Below are 24,811 nucleotides of genomic sequence, written 5' to 3'. Positions count from 1 at the left end.
GTGCGAACGGCATCCGTGCTGCTGGAGGATCACCTTCGGGCGGAGGATCACCTCGGCCGAGGATCACCTTCGGGCGGAGGATCAACTCCGGGCGGCCGAAGGAGCCGGGGCGGCCGGGGTGATGTGCGCTGCCACCGTGCCGCTTAAGCGTTGCTTCCGGTCACCGTGTAGAAATCCGCACTGGTGCTACGAGGGGCCACCCGCGAACCTGTGGTCATGCGCCCCGCTCACATCGCTCTCGCCGCCCTCGTCGCCGCTGTGTGGGGCGTGAACTTCGTCGTCATCGAGATCGGGCTCGATCACTTCCCCCCTCTCCTCTTCTCGGCCCTGCGCTTCCTGGTCGCAGCCCTTCCGGCGGTGTTCTTCGTCGGCCGCCCCAAGGTGGCCTGGAAGTGGATCATCGCCGTCGGACTCGTCCTGGGCGTCGCCAAGTTCAGCCTGCTCTTCACCGGGATGAACGAGGGCGCCCCGGCCGGACTGTCCTCGCTGATCCTGCAGATCCAGGCGGTGTTCACCGCCGCCTTCGCCTTCCTGGCCCTGGGGGAGCGGCCCGGCCGAGTGCGGTTGCTCGGCATGCTCATCGCCCTGGCGGGAATCGGGGTCGCCGCGATCGACGAAGGCGGCTCGGGCCCGATGATCGGCTTCGCGCTCGTGATCGCCGCGGCCGCCTGCTGGGGCGTCTCCAACGTCCTGACCCGCAAGGCATCACCACCCGACGCCCTCAACTTCATGGTCTGGGTCTCGACCGTTCCCGTCCTCCCCCTGGTCGTCCTCTCCCTGCTGATCGAAGGCCCGGAGCAGGACCTCGCCGCACTGCGCGGACTCGACTGGGCGGGCGCCGGCGTCATCGTCTACGTCGCGTGGGTCACCACCGTCTTCGGCTTCGGCGCCTGGGGCTGGCTGCTGCGCAACCACCCGGCCTCCTCCGTGGCCCCCTTCTCCCTCCTCGTCCCGGTCTTCGGCATGTCCTCCGCGGCCCTTTTCCTCGGCGAGCCCGTCAGCCCGCTGCGCTGGTGCACGGCGGCCCTGCTCGTCGGCGGAGTCGCCCTCACCTCACTGGCGCGCAAAGCGACTCCAGATGCTCCCTCCCCGCTGCCAGCAGCCCCGGCAGCTCCGCCGCTTCCGGATACCAGCGCTTCTCGTACTCCCAGCACACCCAGCCTTCGTCGGCCGTGAGCGACAGGCACTCGGCGAGGGGCAGAGCACCGGCACCGAGGGGCAGAGGTGTGAGGTCCTCCGGCGAGGCGACGTCCTTGACCTGGACGTAGCCGAGGAACGGGGCGAGCGCGGCATGTGTGGCGGCCGGCGGCTCGCCGTCCAGCCAGGGGTGCATCACGTCCCACAGCGCGCCCGCATGGCGATGGCCGACCGGCCCCAGGACTCGGGACACCGCCGCGCCCGTGCGGTGCGAGTCATGGGTCTCCAGCAGGATCCGCACGCCCAGCTCCGCCGCCGTCTCCGCGGCCGCGGCCAGCCGGCGGGCGGCCGTGGCGTCGGCCCCCGCCGGATCCTGGTCGCCGCCACCGGGGAAGACCCGCACGTAGGGAGCGCCCAAGTCGTGCGCCAGCGTGAGCAGTTCGGCGAACTCCTCGCGGACGGCCTCGTCGGCGCCCGCTGCCGCCACCCGCGCATACCCCGCGACCGTGAGGATCTCCACGCCGGATCCCGTGAACTCCGCCTTCACCGCAGCCCGTTCGCGCCGGCCGATTCCAGGGTGGACCGGCTCCTCGGGGTGCGCCCGCAGCTCCACTCCCCGATAGCCGGCCGATGCGGCGAGGGCGGCCACCTCCGGCATGGGCATCCTGGGCACACCCAGCGTTGAGAACGCGAGCTTCACCGGGCCGGACCTTCCTGGAGCGGGAGCCGCCAGTCCTGGCCGACCAGGTCGGCACCGTACGAGCGGTGGGGCTTCTCCGCGACGAGGGTGAACCCGGCGCGCTGGTAGATCGTGCGGGCGGCGGTGAGCACGTCGTTGGTCCACAGCACCAGCTCCCGGTAGCCGACCTCGCGGGCGAAGTCCACGACGGTCCGCACCAGCCGGTCCCCGAGACCGTGCCCGCGCGCATCGGTCTCGACCAGCAGCAGCCGCAGCCGGGCGGTGGCCGGCGCCTCGTCCCGCACGCACATCACCGAGCCGACCGGCCGGCCGTCCAGCTCGGCCATCCACACCCGCTCCAGATGCGGGTCGTGGTCCTGGGCGAAGTCCGCGACGATGCGGGCGACAAGACCCTCGAAGTCGGTGTTCCACCCGAACTCCGCGGCGTAGAGCGCGCCGTGGCGCTGGACTATCCAGCCCAGGTCGCCGGGGGCGGGCTCCCGCAGCACGGGTCCCTCATGATGCCTGTCCTGGTCGGGGCGGGCCTCGCCCAGTATGTCCCGCACCGTGCGCATCGCGTCCGCAAGACGGGGGCGGTCGTCCGTCGGCACGGCCGACAGCAGCTTGCCGACGGCTTCCCGCGACCGCTCGTCCAGCAGTGCGGTCGCCTCCCGCCCGCGCTGCGTGAGCGTGATGCGCTGCCGTCGCGAGTCCGCCTCCGACGGCGCCCGCTCGACCAGCCCGTCGCGCTCGAACTTGCCGAGCAGTCGGCTCAGGTATCCCGCGTCCAGCGAGAGCTCCATCCGGAGGTCGGCCGCATCCGTGCGCGGGGCATGCGCGAGCTCGTACAGCACGCGGGACTCCGTCAGCGTGTACGGCGTGTACAGATGCTTGCTGTAGTCGAGCGCGCCGATGAGGTTCGTGTAAAAGCGGTTGAAAGCGCGGATCTCGTGAACGGCCATGATCCACACCGACCTTTCCTTTGACTGAGTCAAGGCTAGGTTCGTGCGCCGACGTCCGGCAAGCCCTGTGGACAACTTTCGCCCACGCCCCTGATCAGGCCGCCGACGCCCATCCGGTCAGGTCCGGCCCGGCCCCGGCCCGGGGCGGCCCGGCCTACCCGGCCCGGTCCATCCGGTCAGGCCCAGCCCGGACTCACCCCCGCTTCGGCGGTGCCGTCGACGCCCGGGCCATCAGCTCCGCGCCGATCGTCGCGATACCCCCCGGCGGTGGCGTCTCCTTGCCCATCGCGAGCCGCCCCGCGCGCGTGCCCGCCTCGTGCAGCGGCAGCCGTACCGTCGTGAGCGCGGGAACCGCGTCCACCGAGAACGGCAGATCGTCGAAGCCGGCCACCGACACGTCCTCGGGGATACGCAGGCCCTGGTCGCGCAGTGCCGCGCAGGCGCCGAGCGCCACCGTGTCGTTGGCTGCCGCGATCGCGGTCAGCCCCGGGGCGCGGCGCAGCAGCTCGCGCGTCGCGTCGTAGCCCGAGCGCCGGTCGTACGAACCGTGCACGGTGAGCCGTTCCTGGTCCTCGTCGATCCCCGCCGCGGCCAGTGCCGCACGGTGGCCTTCCAGGCGGTGGCGCGTCGTCGTGCGCTCGGCCGGGCCGGCGACGTACCCGATCCTGCGGTGCCCGAGCGCGAGCAGATGCTCGGTGAGCCGCCGTCCCCCGCCCCGGTTGTCGAAGGTCAGCGTGGCCGTGACGGAATCGCCCGGCACGGGCGGCCGGCCGCACAGCACCACCGTCGTCCCCGCATTCGCGAGCCTCGCCAGCTTGGCCGACATCGCTGCGATGTGGTCCGGGTCCTCCAGGGCCCCTCCGGTCAGGACGACCGCCGCGGCACGCTGCCGCTGGAGGAGGGTGAGGTAGGTCAGTTCGCGCTCCGGCGAGCCGCCCGTGTTGCAGACGACCGCCAGCTTCTCGCCGCCTGCCCGCCCGGAGGCGCCTTCTCCGATGGCGGTCTGCGCCGCCCCGGCCATGATCCCGAAGAACGGGTCGGCGATGTCGTTGACGAGGATGCCGACCAGGTCGGAGGTGGCGGCGGCGAGTGAACTGGCCGGCCCGTTGAGTACGTAGTCGAGCTCGTCGACGGCGCGCAGCACGCGCTCCCGAGTCGTCGCGGCGACCGGGTAGTTGCCGTTGAGCACCCGGGAGACGGTCGCAGGAGACACCCGGGCGCGGGCCGCCACATCCGCCAGCGTGACTGTCATCGCTTTCCTCCGGGGAGATCGGGCCGAGCTCTTGCAGGGCCACTGTGCGCAGGCTAGCGTCATAGCGCATAGAAAGCGCTTGCTGTCACCGTTTCGCAGCCGACCGAGGACGTGAGGTGCGGGAACGTGACGACGCGAGAGCGCTGGGGAATCGCGGGGACTGGGGAACCGGGGAACATGGAGGCAGTTTCGTGACACGCAGGACAGTGCGGATCGCCATGAACGGCGTCACCGGACGGATGGGGTACCGGCAGCACCTGGTGCGCTCCATCCTCGCGCTCCGCGAGCAGGGCGGTCTCGACCTCGGCGACGGCGAGGTCCTCTGGCCGGAGCCGGTCCTCATCGGCCGCCGTGAGCACGCCCTGCGTGAACTCGCCGAGCGGCACGGCCTGACGGAGTGGTCCACGGACCTCGACGCCGTGCTCGCCGACGACACGGTCGACCTCTACTTCGACGCCCAGGTCACGTCGGCCCGCGTCGAGGCGATCAAGAAGGCGATCGCCGCGGGCAAGCACATCTACACCGAGAAGCCCACCGCGACCGACCTCGACGGCGCCCTCGAACTCGCCCGGCTCGCCCAGGCCGCCGGTGTGCGGCACGGTGTCGTCCAGGACAAGATCTTCCTGCCCGGGCTGCTGAAGCTGAAGCGCCTCATCGACGGCGGCTTCTTCGGGGAGATCCTCTCCGTCCGGGGGGAGTTCGGCTACTGGGTCTTCGAGGGCGACTGGCAGGACGCCCAGCGGCCCTCCTGGAACTACCGCTCCGAGGACGGCGGCGGCATCGTCGTCGACATGTTCCCGCACTGGGAGTACGTGCTCCACGAGCTGTTCGGCCGGGTGACGAGCGTTCAGGCGCAGGTCGTCACCCACGTCCCGCAGCGCTGGGACGAGCGCGGCAAGCCGTACGCGGCCACCGCGGACGACGCCGCGTACGCCGTCTTCCAGCTGGAGGGCGGCGCCGTCGCCCAGATCAACTCCTCCTGGGCGGTCCGTGTGAACCGCGACGAACTGGTCGAGTTCCAGGTCGACGGCACGCACGGCTCGGCCGTCGCCGGACTGCGCCGCTGCCGCGTACAGCACCGCAGCGCCACGCCGAAGCCCGTATGGAACCCGGACCTGCCCGCCACCGAGTCCTTCCGCGACCAGTGGCAGGAGGTGCCGGACAACATGGAGTTCGACAACGGATTCAAGGCGCAGTGGGAGCTCTTCCTGCGCCATGTCGCCCTCGGGGAGCCGTACCACTGGGACCTGCTCGCGGGCGCGCGCGGGGTGCAGCTTGCCGAACTCGGACTGAAATCGTCGGCCGAGGGACGCCGCTTCGACGTGCCGGAGCTGACGCTGTGACGATCCGGCTGCCAGGCGTCGGCGGGACGCTCCGCACGTACGAACCGCGGGTCGAAGGGACTGCCCACCCGGCAGGCGGTTCCCCACTCGTCTCCCGCACGGTCTTCTCGGCCGCGCACGTCGTCGCCGACCCGTACGCCGACACCACCCCTGACGGCCTTGCCGCCGTCGACTGGGAGGCGACGCTCGCCTTCCGGCGTCATCTGTGGGCGCACGGGCTCGGGGTGGCCGAGGCCATGGACACGGCGCAGCGCGGCATGGGCCTGGACTGGGCGGGCGCCGCGGAGCTGATCCGCCGCTCGGCCGGGGAGGCGAGGGCTGTCGGCGGCCGCATCGCCTGCGGTGCCGGCACCGACCAGCTCACGCAGCCCGGGGCGGACCTCGAAGCCGTGGGAGCGGCGTATGAGGAGCAGCTCGCGCACGTGGAGGACTGCGGGGCGCAGGCGATCCTCATGGCCTCCAGGGCGCTCGTCGGGGCGGCACGCGGCCCTGAGGACTACTTCGAGGTGTACGGCCGGCTGCTGCGGCAGGCGAGCGAGCCCGTCATCCTCCACTGGCTCGGACCGATGTTCGACCCGGCGCTGGAGGGCTACTGGGGCAGCACGGACCTCGACGCGGCCACCGAGACCTTCCTCAAGGTCATCACCGAACACCCCGACAAGGTCGACGGCATCAAGGTCTCGCTGCTGGACGCCCAGCGCGAGATCGACCTGCGCCGCCGGCTCCCCGAAGGCGTGCGCTGCTACACGGGCGACGACTTCAACTACCCCGAGCTCATCGCGGGTGACGACCAGGGCTTCAGCCACGCGCTGCTGGGCATCTTCGACCCCCTGGGGCCGCTGGCGGCCGAAGCGGTGCGCGTCCTGGACACGGGTGACACCAACGGGTTCCGCGCGACCCTCGATCCGACGGTCGCGCTCTCCCGCCATCTGTTCGAGGCGCCCACCCGCTTCTACAAGACGGGAGTGGTGTTCCTCGCGTGGCTGGCCGGCCACCAGTCGCACTTCACGATGGTCGGCGGCCTGCAGTCCGCGCGGTCGCTGCCGCATCTCGCGCGCGCCTACGAACTCGCCGACGGTCTCGGGCTGTTCCCGGACCCGGCACTGGCGGAGGCCAGGATGAAGTCCCTGCTCACGGTGTACGGAGTGGCCCAGTGACGCACGACCTCGCCCGCTTCAGCATCAACCAGATGACCGTCAAGCAGCTCACCCTGCCCGAGCTCACGCAAGCCTGCGTGGCGCTCGGCGTCCCCGGAGTGGGGCTCTGGCGCGAACCCGTGCGTGAGTACGGGGCCGAGGCCGCGGCCAAGCTCGTACGGGACGCGGGGCTCGCGGTCACCACTCTGTGCCGTGGCGGCTTCTTCACCGCCATCGACAGAGTGGAGCGGGCGCAGGCCCTGGCAGACAATCGCGCGGCCGTCGACGAGGCGGTGACGCTGGGCACCGACACCCTCGTCCTCGTCTCGGGCGGCTTGCCGGCGGGCAGCAAGGACCTGCCCGCCGCACGCGAACGCATCGCGGACGCGCTGGGTGAACTCGCCCCGTACGCGGGCGAGCGGGGGGTGCGCCTCGCGATCGAACCGCTGCACCCGATGTACGCGGCGGACCGCTGCGCCGTCTCCACGCTCACCCAGGCCCTCGACATCGCCGAGCGCTTCCCCGCGGAGCAGGTTGGCGTCGTCGTGGACACCTACCACATCTGGTGGGACGACCAGGCTCCGGCGGCGGTCGTACGCGCGGGGGAGGGCGGGCGGATCCACTCGTTCCAATTGGCCGACTGGACCACCCCGCTGCCGGCCGGCGTGCTCAACGGCCGCGGGCAGCTGGGCGACGGGGCCGTCGACCTGCGCGCCTGGCGCGAACGGGTCGACGCGGCGGGCTACACCGGCCCCATCGAGGTGGAGCTCTTCAACGACGCGCTGTGGGCGCGTGACGGCGTGGAGGTGCTGTCGGAGACGGCGGCGCGCTACGCCCAGCACGTGCTGTAGATGCCCGGACGAGCGTTGCGGGGCGGCTCAGTGCTTCTTCGGCTCGCCGCCCAGCAGTCCGCCGAGCACCTCGCCCATGCCGCTGCCGGAGGCGCCGGGCGACGGCGCTGCTCCGGGAGCCCCTCCGCGGGTCGCGGGGGTACCCCCGGAGGCGGCGCCGCCGGAGCGGCCCCTTGCTGCACGCTTCGTCAGGACGGTCACCACCACGGGGATCAGCAGTTCGAGCACGCGGCTGACCGTGGCGACGGGAAGCCCCGTCCGTTTGGCGACCGCCGTCGCGGCGGGCCGGGCCAGCCGAGAGAGCACGCTTGCCATCAAGCCGCCGCCCAGCAGTCCGCCGCCGAGGGTCGCCACGCCCTCCAGAGGCGGCTCGGACACCTCGGCGACGGCCTGCCGGACCTCCTCCGCCTGGTCCGGTGTCGCCGCGGCCTCCCGCAGTCCGCCGGACAGCTCCGAGACCGAGCTGTCGACGACGGTCGTGGCCCCGGCCGCATCCGTACCGAGCAGTCCGGCGATCTCGGTGAGCCGGTCGTCGCCCAGCTCGTTCAGAACGTCCTGCTGAAACGAATCGTCGCTCATGGCGAAAACGCTAAGGCTGCCCCGGTATGTCGGCATTTCGAGATTCCGCGAAAATAACTGCCCGCAATCGCGCAACCCTTCTGGCGTGAGGGGAGTCGTATGTGGCGTCAGGGCTCCCGGGGAGGGATCTGGGGGGATCGGGGAGCTCTGCCGGTGGGGGAGTGAGCGGGGCCCGGTCGTGTGACCGGGCCCCTTGAGCTGTCCGGCGCGTGGCTGGGCAGGCGGTCGCGGTCGGGTCGACGGACGGTCGACGGCCGGTCGACGGCCGGTCGACGGTCGGCGGCCGGTCGACGGTCGGCGGCCGGTCGGCGTGCGGCCGACGGCCGGTCTGGGTGTCGGTCGGGATTCGGTCGGCGTGCGGAGTTCTCCACAGGCCCGGTGGGCTGTCCGAGCCGGACGGTAGCGTCGGATCATGTCCAATCTGGCAGTGCTCGAAGGGGTCCTGGAGCGGATCACCTACGCCAACGAGGAGAACGGGTACACGGTCGCCCGCGTCGACACCGGCCGCGGCGCCGGCGAGCTCCTCACGGTGGTCGGCTCCCTCCTCGGCGCGCAGCCGGGCGAATCGCTGCGCATGGAGGGCCGCTGGGGCTCCCACCCGCAGTACGGCAAGCAGTTCACCGTCGAGAACTACACGACGGTCCTCCCCGCCACCGTCCAGGGCATCCGGCGCTATCTCGGCTCCGGCCTGATCAAGGGCATCGGCCCCAGAATCGCCGAGCGGATCGTCGACCACTTCGGGGCCGACACCCTCGACATCATCGAGCGCGAGCCCAGGAAGCTCATCGAGGTCCCCGGCCTCGGCCCGAAGCGGACGAAGATGATCGGCGCCGCCTGGGAGGAGCAGAAGGCGATCAAGGAGGTCATGGTCTTCCTCCAGGGAGTGGGCGTCTCCACCTCCATCGCCGTGCGGATCTACAAGAAGTACGGGGACGCCTCGATCTCCGTCGTGAAGAACCAGCCGTACCGCCTCGCGGCGGACGTCTGGGGCATCGGCTTCCTCACCGCCGACCGCATCGCCCAGGCCGTCGGCATCCCCCACGACAGCCCCGACCGGGTCAAGGCCGGCCTGCAGTACGCACTGTCGCAGTCCACGGACCAGGGCCACTGCTTCCTCCCCCAGGAGAAGCTCATCGCCGACGCCGTGAAGCTCCTCCAGGTCGACACGGGTCTGGTCATCGACTGCCTCGCCGAGCTCGCGGCCGACGAGGAAGGCGTCGTACGGGAGCGGGTCCCGGACCCGGAGGGGGGCGATCCGCTGACCGCGGTCTATCTGGTGCCGTTCCACCGTGCCGAGCTGTCCCTCTCCGCGCAGCTGACCCGGCTGCTGCGCACGGACGAGGACCGGATGCCGGCGTTCCAGGACGTCGCCTGGGACAAGGCGCTGGCCTGGCTCGCGGACCGTACGGGCGCGGAGCTGGCGCCCGAGCAGGAGCAGGCCGTCCGCCTCGCCCTCACCCGCAAGGTCGCCGTCCTCACCGGCGGACCGGGCTGCGGCAAGTCCTTCACGGTCCGCTCGATCGTCGAGCTGGCCCGGGCCAAGAAGGCCAAGGTGGTGCTCGCCGCGCCGACGGGGCGTGCCGCCAAGCGGCTCGCCGAGCTCACCGGAGCCGAGGCGTCCACCGTGCACCGGCTGCTGGAGCTCAAGCCCGGTGGCGACGCGGCCTACGACCGGGACCGGCCGCTCGACGCCGACCTGGTCGTCGTCGACGAGGCGTCCATGCTCGATCTGCTCCTCGCCAACAAGCTGGTGAAGGCCGTCGCGCCCGGCGCGCATCTGCTGCTCGTCGGGGACGTGGACCAGCTGCCGAGCGTCGGCGCGGGCGAGGTCCTCAGCGACCTCCTCTCGGACGGCAGCCCGGTCCCCTCCGTGCGTCTCACCCGCATCTTCCGCCAGGCCCAGCAGTCCGGTGTCGTCACCAACGCCCACCGCATCAACTCCGGAGCGCAGCCCCTCACCCAGGGCCTCGACGACTTCTTCCTCTTTGTCGAGGACGACACCGAGGAGGCGGGGCGGCTCACCGTGGATGTCGCGGCCCGGCGGCTCCCCGCCCGCTTCGGCCTGGACCCGCGGCGGGACGTCCAGGTCCTCGCCCCGATGCACCGGGGGCCGGCCGGTGCGGGCACCCTCAACGGGCTGCTGCAGCAGGCGATCACGCCCGCCCGCCCCGATCTTCCGGAGAAGCGCTTCGGCGGAAGGGTCTTCCGCGTCGGCGACAAGGTCACCCAGATTCGCAACAATTACGAGAAGGGGAAGAACGGAGTCTTCAACGGCACGGTCGGCGTGGTGACCTCACTGAACGCGGACGATCAGCGGCTGACGGTGCTGACGGACGAGGACGAGGAGGTGCCGTACGACTTCGACGAGCTGGACGAGCTCGCGCACGCGTACGCCGTGACGATCCACCGTTCCCAGGGCAGCGAGTATCCGGCGGTCGTGATCCCGGTCACCACGGGCGCCTGGATGATGCTCCAGCGGAACCTCCTCTACACGGCCGTGACCCGCGCGAAGAGGCTCGTCGTCCTCGTCGGTTCCCGCAAGGCCATAGGGCAGGCGGTGCGCACCGTTTCCGCAGGCAGGCGCTTTACCGCACTTGACCACCGGCTGGCAGGTGAAGGGATCGTGGGAAGGATCACCTAAGGCTTCCGGAACCGGGGCGAAGGGGGCACGATGAGCAGGTTGACGGCACTGAGTGCCGCCAAATGACCCAATGGTCGACCCCGAGTGCACTCTCCTCAGCCAAATGGGGGATGGTAGAGACAGTCAGGGCACCTCGAAGAAGAGGCACTACGTCGGTGAGGGATGACGTGAGCGACAACTCTGTAGTACTGCGGTACGCGGACGGTGAATACACCTACCCGGTGGTCGAGAGCACCGTCGGTGACAAGGGCTTCGACATCGGGAAGCTCCGGGCGCAGACCGGTCTGGTGACCCTGGACAGTGGTTACGGCAACACGGCCGCCTATAAATCCGCGATCACCTACCTCGACGGCGAGCAGGGCATCCTGCGTTACCGCGGCTACCCGATCGAGCAGCTGGCCGAGCGCTCCTCCTTCCTCGAGGTGGCGTACCTGCTGATCAACGGTGAGCTCCCGACGGTCGACGAGCTGGCCGCCTTCCGGGGCGAGATCACCCAGCACACCCTGCTGCACGAGGACGTCAAGCGGTTCTTCGACGGCTTCCCGCGCGACGCGCACCCGATGGCGATGCTGTCGTCCGTGGTCAGCGCCCTGTCGACGTTCTACCAGGACAGCCACAACCCGTTCGACGAGAAGCAGCGCCACCTCTCCACCATCCGGCTGCTCGCCAAGCTGCCGACGATCGCGGCGTACGCGTACAAGAAGTCGATCGGCCACCCCTTCGTCTACCCGCGCAACGACCTCGGGTACGTGGAGAACTTCCTGCGGATGACCTTCTCGGTCCCGGCGCAGGAGTACGAGCTCGACCCGGTCGTGGTCGCCGCCCTCGACAAGCTGCTCATCCTGCACGCGGACCACGAGCAGAACTGCTCGACCTCCACCGTCCGCCTGGTCGGCTCCTCGCAGGCGAACATGTTCGCCTCCATCTCGGCCGGTATCTCCGCGCTGTGGGGTCCCCTGCACGGCGGTGCCAACCAGTCGGTGCTGGAGATGCTCGAGGGCATCGCGGCCAGCGGCGGCGACGTCGACACCTTCATCCGCAAGGTGAAGAACAAGGAGGACGGCGTCCGCCTGATGGGCTTCGGCCACCGGGTCTACAAGAACTTCGACCCGCGCGCCAAGATCATCAAGGCCGCTGCCCACGATGTGCTCTCCGCGCTCGGCAAGTCGGACGAGCTGCTCGACATCGCCCTCAAGCTGGAGGAGCACGCGCTCTCGGACGACTACTTCGTCGAGCGCAAGCTCTACCCGAACGTCGACTTCTACACCGGCCTGATCTACCGGGCCATGGGCTTCCCGACCGAGATGTTCACCGTGCTCTTCGCGCTCGGCCGGCTGCCCGGCTGGATCGCCCAGTGGCACGAGATGATCAAGGAGCCGGGTTCCCGCATCGGCCGCCCGCGCCAGATCTACACCGGCGAGGTGCTCCGGGACTTCGTCCCGGTCGAGGCGCGCTGAGTCTTCCTCCAGGGCCGCGAGCCCGGGAGCTGGGAGTCAGGAGCCGGGTTCCGTGCCGTCCCCGGGCCCGGCCGTGAGGCTCCTGGCCATGTACAAGGCGCAAGGCGCCGCAGACGATAGAGAGAAGCGCCCCGCTGCCGATCCCCCCACGGGTCGGCGAGCGGGGCGCTTCCCATATCCCGGTGCGGATTCCCCCCACGGGATCCGGCCCGGGCGTCTGCTGAAACTCAGCAGCAGCCTCTTCGCGCGGTCTGCCGGGGTACGTATGTACGGGAGGGCCGCTCAAAGCTCCCCGGTCTACGTGCCCCGGCCAACGCTTGCCTGGGACGTCCCCCAAGACATCCCGTGAACGTCCCCCAAGACGTTCTGGCATCGCCCACTTAGACTCGCGAAGAGCCCGAATGGTTACCCACAACTATCTGTGATCTGGATCTCTTTGTGAAGGTCCTGTGTATCACGTGAAGGATCGCAGACGAAGGCTGTTGCTGACCACGAAAACGGATGAGAAAGCCATGGCGAATCCGGCGATCATGGGATTCAGCAGTCCCGCGGCGGCCAGCGGCAGGGCCGCGACGTTGTAGCCGAAGGCCCAGAAGAGGTTCCCCTTGATGATGGCGAGGGTCCGTCGCGACAGCCGGACGGCGTCGGCGGCCACCCGCAGATCGCCCCGTACGAGCGTGAGGTCCCCGGCCTCGATGGCGGCGTCCGTGCCGGTGCCCATGGCCAGACCGAGGTCGGCGGTGGCCAGTGCGGCCGCGTCGTTCACCCCGTCGCCGACCATGGCGACCCTGCGGCCCTCGGCCTGAAGCCGCCGTACCGTCGCCACCTTGTCCTGCGGCAGTACGCCGGCGTGGATCTCCTCGATGCCGACCTCGGCCGCGACCGCCTCGGCGACCGCACGGTCGTCACCCGTCAGCAGGACCGGCCTCAGCCCCAGCCCGCGCAGCCGGGCAACCGCCTCGGCGCTGCCCTCCTTGACCGCGTCGGCGACGGTCAGCACGCCACGCGCCTTGCCGTCCCAGGCGACCGCGACGGCGGTACGGCCAAGGATCCCCGCGAGCTCGGACGGCGGCTCCACACCGGCCTCCTCCAGCAGGCGTGCGCGCCCGACGAGCACGGTGCGCCCCTCGACCGTGCCGCGTACACCGAGGCCGGGCACGTTCTCGAAGGCTTCGGGGACCGGGAGCGGGCCGACCCTGGCCGCGGCGCCGTCCGCGACGGCCCTGGCGACAGGGTGCTCGGAGGCGTGCTCGATGGCGCCCGCGAGCCTCAGTAGCTCCTCCTCGGAGGTGTCGCCGGTGACGTACACGTCCTGCAGGCGCATCCGGCCCGTGGTGACCGTCCCGGTCTTGTCGAGGACGACGGTGTCGACTCTCCGGGTCGACTCCAGGACCTCGGGGCCCTTGATGAGGATGCCGAGCTGCGCACCGCGTCCCGTACCCACCAGAAGGGCGGTCGGGGTGGCCAGGCCCAGCGCGCACGGGCAGGCCACGATCAGCACTGCGACGGCCGCGGTGAACGCGGCGGTCGCGTCCCCCGTGACCAGCAGCCAGGTGGTCAGCGTGCCGAGTGCGACCAGCAGGACGACGGGGACGAAGACGGCCGAGATGCGGTCCGCCAGGCGCTGCGCCCGGGCCTTTCCGTTCTGGGCGTCCTCGACCATCCGGGCCATCCGGGCCAGCTGGGTGCCGGCGCCGACCCGGGTCGCCTCCACCACCAGCCTGCCCGTCGTGTTGACGGTCGCCCCGGTGACGCTGTCGCCGGGGGTCACGTCCACGGGTACGGACTCGCCGGTCAGCATCGACGCGTCCACGGCGGAGGCGCCCTCGATGACGGTGCCGTCGGTGGCGATCTTCTCCCCGGGGCGCACGACGAAGACGTCGCCGACGGAGAGCCGGGCGGCCGGAACGCGTACCTCCGTGCCGCCTCTGAGGACGGCCACGTCCTTGGCGCCCAGCTCCAGCAGGGTGCGCAGGGCGGCGCCCGCCTTCCGCTTGGCGTGCGCCTCCAGGCAGCGGCCGAGAAGGAGGAAGGTGATGACGCCTGCGGCGACCTCGAGGTAGATGGCGGAGGCGCCGTCGGCGCGGGCGGCCACGGGGTCGACGGTGAAGGCGAAGCCGTGACGCATGCCTGCCGTACCGGCGTGCCCGAAGAACAGGGCCCACAGGGACCAGCCGAAGGCGGCCAGAGTGCCCAGTGAGACGAGGGTGTCCATGGTGGCCGCGCCGTGCCGGAGGTTGGTCCACGTGGCGCGGTGGAAGGGCAGCCCGCCCCAGAGCACGACGGGCGTGGTGAGGGCGAGGGAGAGCCACTGCCAGTTCTCGAACTGGAGCGCCGGGATCATGGCCGGCAGTACGACGGGGGCGGTGAGCACCGCGGAGACGGCCAGCCGTCGGCGCAGCCCGGCCACGGGGTCGGGGCGAATCGGCTGCTCCGCCCCGGAGCCGGTCCCCGCCGCCGCCTCGGTCCCGGTCCCGGTCCGCGCTGCGGTCTCGGCTTCGGGCTCGGGCTCGGTCCTGGCCTCGGGCACCGTGGCGGTGCGGGGCTCGGGCTCGGAGCCGGTACGGGGCGGGAGACTGCTCCCGGGGCGCGGTGCGGGGGCGCTCAGTGGTGCGGGGGCAGCACTCGCGCCGGCAGCCGCGTCGTGGGCGCCCTGGGAGGCGGCGGCCGCTCCGCTCGGCGGACGGCTTGCCGTGTACCCCGTCTTCTCCACCACGGCGATGAGGTCGGCGACGTCCGTGCCCGCGCCATGGACGACACGGGCCTTCTCGGTCGCGTAGTTCACGGTCGCCGTGACCCCGTCCATGCGGTTGAGCTTCTTCTCGACGCGGGCCGCGCACGCGGCGCAGGTCATTCCGCCGATCAGGAGCTCGATACGGGAGGCGTCGGCGTCCGGGGACTCGGTGGCGGTGGTGGTCATGGGGCAGGTTCCAGGAGCGGGGCGGGCAGGGCCGGCCGGGGACGGTACGGGACGGGACGGGGCAGGGCAGGGCAGGGGGGCGGGACCGAGGGCCGGGCCGTCGGCCGTGTGGGGTGCGGCCCGGCCGGAAGCGGGTGTGTCAGGCTCGCGTGACCGGGTTGTCAGGCTCGCGTGACGAGCTCGTAGCCCGCCTCGTCGATCGCGGCGCGCACGGTCGCCTCGTCCAGCGGGGCGTCGGAGACCACGGTGACCTGTCCGGTGGCGGCGACCGCCGTGACGGAGGTGACGCCCGCGATCGCGGCGATCTCGCTCGTCACCGCGCCCTCGCAGTGACCGCAGGTCATGCCCTTCACCTCGTACACCGCCGTGGCGCCGCCCAGCTGCACGTCGGCCGCGCCGCCGCCGTGGCAGGAGCCGGAGGGGGAGCAGCAGGCTCCGGTGGCCTGGGGGATCTCGGTCTTCGTCTCGGTGGTCATGGCGATTCTCCACTTCGGGGCGTGTGGCGCTGCGCTTCGCGGTCACTTCGCGGAACGTACTCGTGATACAGCAGGAGAGTCCTGGGAACACCGGGACTGCTCCACTCTCGCCAGGTTATACCCCTAGGGGGTATGAACTCCAGTCTGGAGTGGCGTGTCGGGGAGGTCAGGCCGATGGCTGAGGGCCGGATCGCGACAGGCCCCGCCGCGGGCGGATAGGTTCGAGCCCCGACCCGACCCGACCCCAGCGGGAGTCGGGGCAGCCGGGGGCCGGGGCAGCCAGGGCGGCCGGGGAAACCGGCCGGGCGGGGAGAGGCGGGACGATGAGGGCCGTGGTGTTCGAGGGGTACGGGCGGGTCGCCGAGGTGCGCGAGGTCCGTGACCCCGTGCCGTCCGAGCACGGCGTGGTCGTGCGCGTCGAGGCCACCGGACTGTGCCGCAGCGACTGGCACGGCTGGATGGGCCACGACCCGGACATCAGCCTTCCGCACGTTCCCGGGCACGAGCTCGCCGGAGTCGTCGAGGCGGTCGGCCCGGGCGTCGCCAACTGGCGGCCCGGGGACCGGGTCACCGTCCCCTTCGTCTGCGCCTGCGGCCGCTGCGCCGCCTGCGCGGCCGGGGACCAGCAGGTCTGCGAGCACCAGACCCAGCCGGGGTTCACCCACTGGGGCTCCTTCGCCGAGTACGTGGCGCTGGAGCACGCCGACGTGAATCTGGTGGCCGTGCCCGAAGAGCTGTCGTTCGCGACTGCGGCGGGGCTCGGATGCCGGTTCGCGACCGCCTTCCGGGCCGTGGTGGCCCAGGGGCGGCTGGCGCCCGGGGAGTGGGTCGCGGTGCACGGCTGCGGCGGGGTCGGGCTGTCGGCGGTGATGATCGCGGCGGCCTGCGGAGCGCGGGTGGTCGCGGTCGACGTCTCACCGCAGGCGCTGGAGCTGGCACGGAAGTTCGGCGCGGCGGAGTGCGTCGACGCCGGCGGGCTGACAGACACGGGCGGCGATGTCGCCGGGGCGGTGCGCGAACTGACGGGCGGCGGCGCCCATCTCTCGCTCGACGCGCTCGGTTCCCCGGCCACCTGCGCCTCCTCGGTGCAGAGCCTGCGCCGCCGGGGACGGCATGTGCAGGTGGGCCTCCTGCCCACGGCCGCGGGAGACCCCGTGGTGCCCATGGGGCGTGTCATCGGGGAGGAGTTGGAGATCCTCGGCAGCCACGGGATGCCCGCCCACGCCTACGGTCCGATGCTGGACATGGTCCGCGCCGGAGTGCTGAGGCCCGACCTGCTGGTGACGTCGGTGATCCCGCTGGACGCCGCCCCGGCCGCCCTCGCGGCCATGGGTACCGCGCCGGGTGCGGGCGTGACGATCATCGAGCCGGCCCGCGGTGTCGAGCCGGCCCGCGGCTGAGCGTTCCCGGGCGCCGGCCGGGCCCGGCGGCAGGTCCACGGTGCGGGCGCCGCGACCCGTACCCGCCTGGATGCCGGGGCGGCCGGTCTCATTCCCTGCGCCCCCTGTTGCTCGGGCGGTTGGCCACCCAGCGGCGGATCGTGTCGGCGTACCAGTAGGGCTTTCCTGCCTCCACGTGGTCGGGCGGGGGAAGGAGGCCGTGCTTGCGATAGGACCTGACCGTGTCCGGCTGCACCCTGATGTGTGCGGCGATGTCCTTGTACGACCAGAGCCTTCTGTCCGTCATCCGTGGCACCTCCCTGCGCGCGCCGCAGCGGCGGCCGGGGGGCCGTCGGGGGAGCTGCTGCGCGGACGCTGGCGATCACTGAGCCTGTGTCCGGTGAACGACGCAGAGTGACGAGAGCGAGGGGCTGTCGAGGGCCTGTGACGGAAGTCCCGCGTAATCGTGACAAGTGTGACGGGGAGGCGACTGCTGTCACGTGAGGAGAGCGGCGCAGGGGCGGCGACGAGGAGGCCGGCCCTCCGGGGCGCCGGCGGCCTGGCGGTCCGTCACGCCCCGCAGGAGCGGAGGAACCGGCGGGTGCGTTCGGCGATCGGGAAGGGCCTGTCCGGAGGGCACGGATACATGTCCTGCTCGACGATGGCGAAGAGCTCGGCGTCCAGTCTCTGTGCCGCGGCCAGCACCGGCTCCAGCGCGGGTACGCCTGCGGGCGGCTCGCACATCACACCGCGTGCCACGGCAGGGCCGAACGGCACCTCGTCCGCGACCACTTCGGCGAGGATCTCCGGATCGACCTGCTTGAGGTGGAGATAGCCGATCCGCTCGCCGTAGGTCTCGATGAGTTTGACGCTGTCGCCGCCGCAGTAGGCGTAGTGCCCGGTGTCCAGGCAGAGCGAGACCAGGGCCGGGTCGGTCGCGTCGAGGAAGCGGCCGACGTTCGCCTCGCTGTCGATGTGGGTGTCCGCGTGCGGATGGACGACGATCCGCAGCCCGAACCGGTCGCCGACCTCCCGGCCGAGGCGCTCGGTCTGGGTGGTGAGGTGGCTCCACTGCTCGGCCGTGAGTGTGCGGTCCTCCAGCACCTCGCCCGTCTTGTCGTCGCGCCAGAACGAGGGGATGACGACGAGGTGGTCCGCGCCCATCGCCCGGGTGAGCGCGGCGATGTCGGCGACATGGGCCCAGGTCTTCTCCCAGACGGCGGGTCCGTGGTGCAGTGCGGTGAAGACCGTTCCGGCCGAGACCTTCAGCCCGCGGGCCGCGGTCTCCTCGGTGAGCCGGGCGGGGTCGGTCGGGAGGTAGCCGTACGGGCCGAGTTCGATCCACTCGTATCCCGCCCGTGCGACCTCGTCGAGGAAGCGCTGCCAGGGGACCTGCTGCGGGTCGTCGGGGAACCACACGCCCCAGGAGTCGGGGGCCGACCCGATCCGGATGCGGTCGAGCAAGGGTGTGGAGGAGGTCATGGCGGCCAGCTTTCCGGCCGCCCGAGAAAGGTGTCAAGCTTTCGTCCGAATGTAAGGACAAAACGTTGACAGTGTTCAGGTGGGCGGGCTAGACCAGGGAACAGCCGGGCGTGGAACCGAAAGGACACGTATGCCTCAGCCGTCTCAGTCGTCCCAACCATCCCCGCCATCCCCGCCATCCCCGCCATCCCCGCCGTCTGAGCCGCCGTCTCAGCCATCCCCGCCGTCTCGGCCGTCCGAGCCGCTGTCTCGGCCGTCCCAGCGGTACGACGTGATCACGATGGGCCGGATCGGGGTGGACCTGTACCCGCTGCAGACCGGGGTTCCGCTGGCGAGGGTGGAGACCTTCGGGAAGTTCCTCGGCGGCTCCGCCAGCAATGTGGCGGTCGCGGCGGCCCGGCTGGGCCAGCGCGCCGCGGTGATCACCCGCACCGGGCAGGACGCATTCGGGGAGTATCTCCACGAGGCGCTGCGGGAGTTCGAGGTCGACGACCGCTGGGTCACGGCCGTGCCGGAGCTGCCCACGCCGGTGACCTTCTGCGAGATCTTCCCGCCGGACCACTTCCCGCTGTACTTCTACCGGCAGCCGAAGGCCCCCGATCTCGAACTGCATACGGACGAACTGGACTTGGCCGCGATCGCCGCGACACGGGTCTTCTGGACGACCGGAACGGGGCTGTGCGCGGAACCGAGCAGAAGCGCGACGCTCGCGGCCCTGGAGCACCGGGCGAAGTCCGGGACCACGGTCTTCGACCTGGACTGGCGGCCGATGTTCTGGGGCGACCCCGGCCAGGCACGGTCCCTCTACGCGCAGGCCCTCACCCGTGCCACCGTCGCGGTCGGCAACCTCGACGAGTGCGAGATCGCGACGGGGGAGCGCGAACCGTACGCCGCCGCCCGCGCGCTGCTCGGCGCCGGGGTCGAACTGGCCGTGGTCAAGCAGGGCCCCAAGGGGGTGCTGGCCATGGACCGCGGCGGCACCACCGCCGAAGTCCCGCCGGTGGAGGTCGAGGTGGTCAACGGGCTCGGCGCGGGGGACGCGTTCGGCGGGGCGATGGTGCACGGACTGCTGGCCGGCTGGGAGCTTGAGCGGGTCATGCGGTTCGCGAACGCGGCGGGTGCGATCGTCGCCGCCCGCCTCGCCTGCTCCTCCGCCATGCCCTACCCCGCCGAGGTGGAAGCGCTGCTGGACGGCCGGGCGCCCGGAGCGGCGTCATGACCCGCGTCGATGTCGCCGACCTCGTCAGGGTCAGGACCCGCCGTCCCGAGGCCGTCGCGGAAGCCGCCGCCGGGCGCCGCAGGCGGCCCCTGGTCGACGACCGCGGCCGTCTGATGATCATCGCCGCCGACCATCCCGCCCGCGGCGCCCTCGCGGTCGGCGACCAGCGGCTCGCCATGGCCAACCGCATCGATCTGCTGGAGCGGCTCTGCGTCGCGCTCGAACGGCCCGGCGTCGACGGGGTCCTGGCCACCGCGGACATTCTGGAGGACCTGCTCCTCCTCGGCGTCCTCGACGACAAGGTCGTCATGGGCTCCATGAACCGGGGCGGACTCGCCGGGGCCGCCTTCGAGCTCGACGACCGCTTCACCGGGCACCGGGCACAGGACCTGGCAAGGCTCGGCTTCGACGCCGGCAAGCTGCTGCTCCGTATCGACTACGACGACCCGGGCTCCCTCGACACCCTCCACGCCACCGCCCGGGCCATCGACGACATGGCCGCGCACCGGCTGCCGGTCTTCGTCGAGCCGTTCATCTGCCGCCGCGCCGGCGGACGGCTCGTCACCGACCTGTCCGCCGAAGCCGTCACCCGCTCCATCGCCATCGCCTCCGGGCTCGCGGGCACCTCGGCGTACACCTGGCTGAAGATCCCGGTGACCGACGACCCGGACGACATGCCCCGTGTCATGGAGACCTCCACGCTCCCCGCCGTCCTGCTCGGGGGCGAGGTCGGAGCCTCCGCCGAGGAAACGGCGCGCGCGTACGAGAAGTGGCGCGGCGCCCTGCAACTTCCCACCGTCCAGGGTCTGGTGGTAGGGCGTTCACTGCTCTATCCGGTCGACGGCGATGTCGCGGGAGCGGTCGACACGGCCGTAGGACTCCTCTAGCGGGTACGGAGAACTCATGGACGACCACAGGCATCTACGGGCGGGCACGGCCTCCGACGGGCCGTACACGCTCGACATCGACCCCAAGACGGCCGGCTGGGGCTACTCCGCGCTCCGGATCCTGGAGCTGCGCCCGGGCGGCTCCCATCTGCTGGGCGCCGGGGACAGTGAGTGGATCGTGCTTCCGCTCAGCGGCGGCTGTACGGTGCAGAGCGACGGCGAGGTCATCGAACTGCGGGGCAGGGAAAGCGTGTTCGCCGGAGTCACCGACTTCGCGTACGTGCCGCGCGACGCCCACGCGCAGATCGCCTCCGGCGCAGGAGGCCGCTTCGCCCTGGCAGGAGCGAAGTGCGAGCGACGACTCCCCGCTCGCTACGGTCCCGCGCCGGAGGTCCCGGTCGAGCATCGCGGCACGGGCAGCTGCGCCCGCCGGGTGCACAACTTCGCCGCCGCGGGCACCTTCGACTGCGACCGCCTGATCGCCGTCGAGGTGCTCACGCCCGGCGGCAACTGGTCGTCGTACCCGCCGCACAAGCACGACGAGCACCGGCCCGGCGAGGAGGCCAGGCTGGAGGAGATCTACTACTTCGAGATCGACGGCGACCACGGCTTCGGCTACCAGCGGGTCTCGCCGTCCCGCCCCGGCGGTACCGACCTGCTCGCCGAGGTCCGCAGCGGAGACGCCGTCCTCGTCCCGGACGGCTGGCACGGCCCGTCCATCGCCGCGCCCGGCCACGACATGTACTACCTGAACGTCATGGCGGGCCCGGGCCCCGAGCGGGAATGGCGCATCTGCTTCCACCCCGACCACACGGAGGGCTACCGATGAGCACCGGACCGGGCACGACGCCGGGCACGGCGCCCGGCACAGGACCGGGCACGACGCCGGACTTGCGCCGCGGCGCCCGCCGCCTCACCACCGCACAGGCCCTCATCGCCTTCCTCGCCCGCCAGTACACCGAGCGCGACGGCCGGCGGCAGCGGCTGATCGGCGCGACCTGGGGCATCTTCGGCCACGGAAACGTCGCCGGGATCGGCCAGGCGCTGCTGGAGAGCGGCCCCGACATGCCGTACTACCAAGGGCGCAACGAACAGGCGATGGTCCACGCGGCCGTCGGCCACGCCCGCCAGTCCGGGCGTCTCTCCACCCACGCCGTCACCACCTCCATCGGCCCCGGCGCCACCAACCTCGTCACCGGCGCCGCCCTCGCGACCATCAACCGGCTCCCCGTCCTCCTCCTGCCGGGCGACACCTTCGCGGGCCGCCCCGCCGACCCCGTCCTCCAGCAGCTCGAAGTCCCCTACGCGGGGGACGTCTCCGTCAACGACTGCCTGCGCCCGGTGTCGAGGTACTTCGACCGGATCACCCGCCCCGAAGCCCTCGTCCCGGCCGTCCTCGCCGCCATGCGGGTGCTCACCGACCCCGCCGACACCGGCGCGGTCACGCTCGCGCTCCCGCAGGACGTGCAGGCGGAGGCGTACGACTGGCCGGAGGAGTTCTTCGCCGAGCGCGTCTGGCACGTACGCAGGCCGCAGCCCGACCCGGACGAGCTGGCCGCGGCGGTGCGGGCGGTGCGGTCGGCACGGCGGCCACTGGTCGTCGCGGGCGGCGGCGTGCACCACAGCGCTGCGGAGGCCGCCCTGAAGTCCTTCGCCGACGCGACCGGTGTCCCCGTCGCCTCGACCCAGGCGGGCAAGGGCGCCCTGCGCCACGACCATCCCGCGGACGTCGGGGGCATCGGCCACACCGGCACCGCGGCCGCGGACGAACTCGCCCGGGCCGCCGATCTGGTCATCGGCGTCGGCACCCGCTACACCGACTTCACCACCGCGTCCGGCACCCTCTTCACCCGCCCCGACGTCCGCTTCCTCAACCTCAACATCACCGCCTTCGACGCCCACAAGCTCGCCGCGCTCCCCCTGGTGGCCGACGCCCGGTCCGGCCTCGAAGCCCTCACCGCGGCCCTTCGCGGCCACCACGTGGACCATGGCTACGAGGTGGAGTACACGCGAGGCAAGGAGAGCTGGGAGCGTCGGGTCGAGGCGGCGTTCAGGGCGTCCGACGAGGACGGACGCCCCACCCAGCCGCAGGTCGTCGGCGCACTCGACGCGGTGGTCGGCGACGACGACATCGTGATCAACGCGGCGGGCTCCCTCCCCGGCGATCTCCACAAGCTGTGGCGGGCCCGCTCCCACGACCAGTACCACGTCGAGTACGGGTACTCCTGCATGGGATACGAGATCCCGGCGGCGATCGGCGTCGCGATGGCCGCGCCCGGCCGTCCCGTATGGGCACTGGTCGGTGACGGTACGTACCTGATGAATCCCACCGAAATCGTCACGGCGGTACAGGAGAACATCCCGATCAAGGTGGTCGTCCTCCAGAACCACGGGTACGCGTCGATCGGCGGTCTGTCTGAGTCGGTCGGCGGCGAGCGGTTCGGCACGGCCTACCGCTACCGGGAGGCCGGCGGCACGTACACGGGACCCCCGCTGCCGGTCGACCTCGCGGCCAACGCCGCGTCCCTCGGAATGCACGTGATCCGCGCCAGGACCGTGCGTGACCTGCGTGAAGCCCTCGCCGAGGCGCGCACCGCGGACGGCCCCACATGTGTCTACACCGAGACCGAAACGGCAGACACTGTGTCGGGCGCGCCCCCGGCACAGGCGTGGTGGGATGTTCCTGTGGCCGAGACCGCGACCCGCCCGTCGGCGGTCAAGGCACGGGGGGAGTACGACCGGCAAGTCGCAGCCCGACGCCGCCATCTCTGAGGGACCCGAAGGAGCTTTCCGTCATGACGAAGACCGTCAACCACTGGATCGGTGGCAAGACCGTCGAGGGCGCGTCCGGCAACTGGGGACCGGTCACCGACCCGGCGACCGGGGCCGTGACCACGCAGGTCGCGCTCGCCTCCGTCGACGAGGTCGACGCGGCGGTCGCCGCCGCGAAGGCCGCGTACGAGACCTGGGGCACGGCGTCCCTCGCCCAGCGCACCACGATCCTCTTCCGCTTCCGCGCGCTGCTGGACGCCAACCGCGACGCGATCGCCGAGCTGATCACCGCCGAGCACGGCAAGGTCCACTCGGACGCGCTCGGCGAGGTGGCCCGCGGTCTGGAGATCGTGGACCTGGCCTGCGGTATCACCACCCAGCTGAAGGGCGAGCTGTCCACCCAGGTGTCGAACCGGGTGGACGTGGCCGCCATCCGCCAGCCGGTCGGCGTCGTCGCGGGCATCACGCCGTTCAACTTCCCGGCGATGGTGCCGATGTGGATGTTCCCGCTCGCCATCGCCTGCGGAAACACCTTCATCCTCAAGCCGAGCGAGAAGGACCCGTCGGCGTCGCTGAAGCTCGCCGAGCTGCTCGCCGAGGCGGGCCTGCCGGACGGCGTCTTCAACGTCCTCCAGGGCGACAGGGTCGCGGTCGACCGTCTTCTGGAGCACCCGGACGTCGCCGCGATCTCCTTCGTCGGCTCGACGCCGATCGCCCGGCACATCCACACCACCGCCTCCGCCAACGGCAAGCGCGTCCAGGCGCTCGGCGGCGCCAAGAACCACATGCTGGTGCTGCCGGACGCGGACCTGGACGCGGCCGCGGACGCCGCGGTCTCCGCGGCGTACGGCTCGGCCGGCGAGCGCTGCATGGCGATCTCGGCGGTCGTCGCCGTCGGCGCGATCGGCGACCAGCTCGTGGACAAGATCCGCGAGCGCGCCGAGAAGATCAAGATCGGCCCCGGCAACGACCCGGCCTCCGAGATGGGCCCGCTCATCACCAAGGTCCACCGCGACAAGGTCGCCTCCTACGTCCACGGCGCGGCGGACCAGGGCGCCGACGTCGTCCTCGACGGCACGGGCTACACGGTGGACGGCTTCGAGGACGGCCACTGGATCGGCCTGTCCCTGCTCGACAACGTCTCCACCGACTCCGACGCCTACCGGGACGAGATCTTCGGCCCCGTGCTGTGCGTGCTGCGCGCCGAGACCTACGAGGAGGGCGTCGCGCTCATCAACGCCTCGCCGTTCGGCAACGGCACCGCGATCTTCACCCGCGACGGCGGCGCCGCCCGCCGCTTCCAGATGGAGATCCAGGCCGGCATGGTCGGTGTGAACGTGCCGATCCCGGTGCCGGTGGGCTACCACTCCTTCGGCGGCTGGAAGGACTCGCTCTTCGGCGACCTGCACATCTACGGCAACGACGGCGTGCAGTTCTACACCCGGGGCAAGGTCGTCACCACCCGCTGGCCCGACCCCTCCGAGGCCCCCGCCGGCGTCGACCTCGGCTTCCCCCGCAACCACTGACGCCGACCGCCCTCGGCCGAAGCACGCGGCCCGTACGGAGAAGGCTCCGTACGGGCCGCGCGCTCGTGCTCGCAGCGTCCGCTCCCGCCCCCCGGGGAAGGTCTCGCCCGCTA

19 protein-coding genes and 1 pseudogene are annotated in these 24,811 nt (G+C 71.7%); 12 read left to right on the top strand and 8 right to left on the bottom strand.

Annotated elements, in window-relative coordinates:
• The first annotated feature begins 216 nt into the window (after positions 1-216).
• Positions 217-1,176, top strand: a complete 960-nt coding sequence (locus KK483_RS11830; RefSeq protein ID WP_313878807.1) for an EamA family transporter — start codon at positions 217-219, stop codon at positions 1,174-1,176.
• On the opposite strand, the pseudogene KK483_RS11825 reads toward KK483_RS11830, so the two are convergent.
• The 3 genes and pseudogenes from KK483_RS11825 to KK483_RS11815 all read right to left on the bottom strand — a co-directional run.
• Positions 1,058-1,837, bottom strand: a pseudogene (locus KK483_RS11825) (sugar phosphate isomerase/epimerase family protein); the annotation flags it as partial. The gene KK483_RS11830 and the pseudogene KK483_RS11825 sit on opposite strands and share 119 nt — an antisense overlap.
• Positions 1,834-2,778 carry a helix-turn-helix domain-containing GNAT family N-acetyltransferase gene (locus tag KK483_RS11820; protein WP_262005187.1) on the bottom strand — a complete coding sequence of 315 codons (945 nt, stop codon included), beginning with the start codon at positions 2,776-2,778 and terminating at the stop codon, positions 1,834-1,836. The gene KK483_RS11820 and the pseudogene KK483_RS11825, both read right to left, overlap by 4 nt.
• Positions 2,779-2,971: 193 nt before the next feature.
• On the bottom strand, positions 2,972-4,030 hold the full coding sequence (locus tag KK483_RS11815) for a LacI family DNA-binding transcriptional regulator (RefSeq protein WP_262005186.1): 1,059 nt from the start codon (positions 4,028-4,030) through the stop codon (positions 2,972-2,974).
• Between the two features lie 191 nt (positions 4,031-4,221).
• Here KK483_RS11815 and KK483_RS11810 point away from each other — a divergent pair, with 191 nt between their 5' ends.
• Genes KK483_RS11810 through KK483_RS11800 form a run of 3 tightly spaced genes read left to right on the top strand, consistent with a single transcriptional unit; the run spans position 4,222 to position 7,360 of the window.
• Complete coding sequence (locus KK483_RS11810; protein ID WP_262005185.1) at positions 4,222-5,373, top strand: Gfo/Idh/MocA family protein; 1,152 nt, start codon at positions 4,222-4,224, stop codon at positions 5,371-5,373.
• Positions 5,370-6,530, top strand: a complete 1,161-nt coding sequence (locus tag KK483_RS11805) for a dihydrodipicolinate synthase family protein (protein WP_262005184.1) — start codon at positions 5,370-5,372, stop codon at positions 6,528-6,530. The genes KK483_RS11810 and KK483_RS11805 overlap by 4 nt, the downstream gene beginning before the upstream one ends.
• A gap of 32 nt (positions 6,531-6,562) precedes the next feature.
• On the top strand, positions 6,563-7,360 hold the full coding sequence (locus KK483_RS11800) for a sugar phosphate isomerase/epimerase (RefSeq protein WP_262009448.1): 798 nt from the start codon (positions 6,563-6,565) through the stop codon (positions 7,358-7,360).
• 27 nt (positions 7,361-7,387) lie between these two features.
• On the opposite strand, the gene KK483_RS11795 is transcribed toward KK483_RS11800, so the two are convergent.
• Positions 7,388-7,939: a DUF937 domain-containing protein gene (locus KK483_RS11795; RefSeq protein WP_262005183.1), complete on the bottom strand. Its 552-nt coding sequence runs from the start codon at positions 7,937-7,939 to the stop codon at positions 7,388-7,390.
• 412 nt (positions 7,940-8,351) lie between these two features.
• On the opposite strand from KK483_RS11795, the gene KK483_RS11790 reads away from it, so the two are divergent.
• On the top strand, positions 8,352-10,580 hold the full coding sequence (locus KK483_RS11790; protein ID WP_262005182.1) for an ATP-dependent RecD-like DNA helicase: 2,229 nt from the start codon (positions 8,352-8,354) through the stop codon (positions 10,578-10,580).
• 167 nt (positions 10,581-10,747) lie between these two features.
• Entirely contained in the window at positions 10,748-12,037 is a 1,290-nt protein-coding gene (locus KK483_RS11785) for a citrate synthase (protein WP_262005181.1), read from the top strand.
• A gap of 454 nt (positions 12,038-12,491) precedes the next feature.
• Here KK483_RS11785 and KK483_RS11780 read toward each other — a convergent pair whose 3' ends face one another.
• Together KK483_RS11780 and KK483_RS11775 are read right to left on the bottom strand one after the other, a co-directional pair.
• Positions 12,492-14,957: a cation-translocating P-type ATPase gene (locus KK483_RS11780; protein WP_262005180.1), complete on the bottom strand. Its 2,466-nt coding sequence runs from the start codon at positions 14,955-14,957 to the stop codon at positions 12,492-12,494.
• 161 nt (positions 14,958-15,118) lie between these two features.
• Complete coding sequence (locus KK483_RS11775; protein WP_262005179.1) at positions 15,119-15,433, bottom strand: heavy-metal-associated domain-containing protein; 315 nt, start codon at positions 15,431-15,433, stop codon at positions 15,119-15,121.
• 323 nt (positions 15,434-15,756) lie between these two features.
• Between KK483_RS11775 and KK483_RS11770 the strand changes: the two genes are divergently transcribed.
• Positions 15,757-16,833: a zinc-dependent alcohol dehydrogenase family protein gene (locus KK483_RS11770; RefSeq protein ID WP_262005178.1), complete on the top strand. Its 1,077-nt coding sequence runs from the start codon at positions 15,757-15,759 to the stop codon at positions 16,831-16,833.
• Between the two features lie 88 nt (positions 16,834-16,921).
• Here KK483_RS11770 and KK483_RS11765 read toward each other — a convergent pair whose 3' ends face one another.
• Positions 16,922-17,119 carry an AlpA family transcriptional regulator gene (locus tag KK483_RS11765; RefSeq protein ID WP_242336581.1) on the bottom strand — a complete coding sequence of 66 codons (198 nt, stop codon included), beginning with the start codon at positions 17,117-17,119 and terminating at the stop codon, positions 16,922-16,924.
• Positions 17,120-17,382: 263 nt separating this feature from the next.
• Positions 17,383-18,294, bottom strand: coding sequence for a sugar phosphate isomerase/epimerase (locus tag KK483_RS11760; protein ID WP_262005177.1), 912 nt, complete (start codon positions 18,292-18,294; stop codon positions 17,383-17,385).
• A 280-nt stretch (positions 18,295-18,574) separates the two neighbouring features.
• Here KK483_RS11760 and iolC point away from each other — a divergent pair, with 280 nt between their 5' ends.
• The 5 genes from iolC to mmsA are packed head-to-tail and all read left to right on the top strand — an operon-like array spanning position 18,575 to position 24,698.
• Positions 18,575-19,513, top strand: a complete 939-nt coding sequence (gene iolC, locus KK483_RS11755; RefSeq protein WP_262009446.1) for a 5-dehydro-2-deoxygluconokinase — start codon at positions 18,575-18,577, stop codon at positions 19,511-19,513.
• Entirely contained in the window at positions 19,510-20,400 is an 891-nt protein-coding gene (locus tag KK483_RS11750) for a deoxyribose-phosphate aldolase (RefSeq protein ID WP_262005176.1), read from the top strand. The genes iolC and KK483_RS11750 overlap by 4 nt, the downstream gene beginning before the upstream one ends.
• Before the next feature lie 16 nt (positions 20,401-20,416).
• Positions 20,417-21,229, top strand: coding sequence for a 5-deoxy-glucuronate isomerase (gene iolB, locus KK483_RS11745; protein WP_262005175.1), 813 nt, complete (start codon positions 20,417-20,419; stop codon positions 21,227-21,229).
• Positions 21,226-23,172 (top strand): 3D-(3,5/4)-trihydroxycyclohexane-1,2-dione acylhydrolase (decyclizing), encoded by a 1,947-nt coding sequence (gene iolD, locus KK483_RS11740; protein ID WP_262005174.1) that lies wholly within the window; start codon positions 21,226-21,228, stop codon positions 23,170-23,172. Before iolB ends, iolD begins: the two co-directional genes overlap by 4 nt.
• Before the next feature lie 23 nt (positions 23,173-23,195).
• Positions 23,196-24,698 (top strand): CoA-acylating methylmalonate-semialdehyde dehydrogenase, encoded by a 1,503-nt coding sequence (mmsA, locus tag KK483_RS11735; RefSeq protein ID WP_262005173.1) that lies wholly within the window; start codon positions 23,196-23,198, stop codon positions 24,696-24,698.
• Positions 24,699-24,811 lie beyond the last annotated feature (113 nt).

This window comes from Streptomyces sp. FIT100, from assembly GCF_024584805.1.
Taxonomy (GTDB): Bacteria; Actinomycetota; Actinomycetes; order Streptomycetales; family Streptomycetaceae; genus Streptomyces.
The sequence above is the reverse complement of the archived record's forward strand: the minus strand, read 5'-3'. Positions and strand labels throughout refer to the sequence as shown.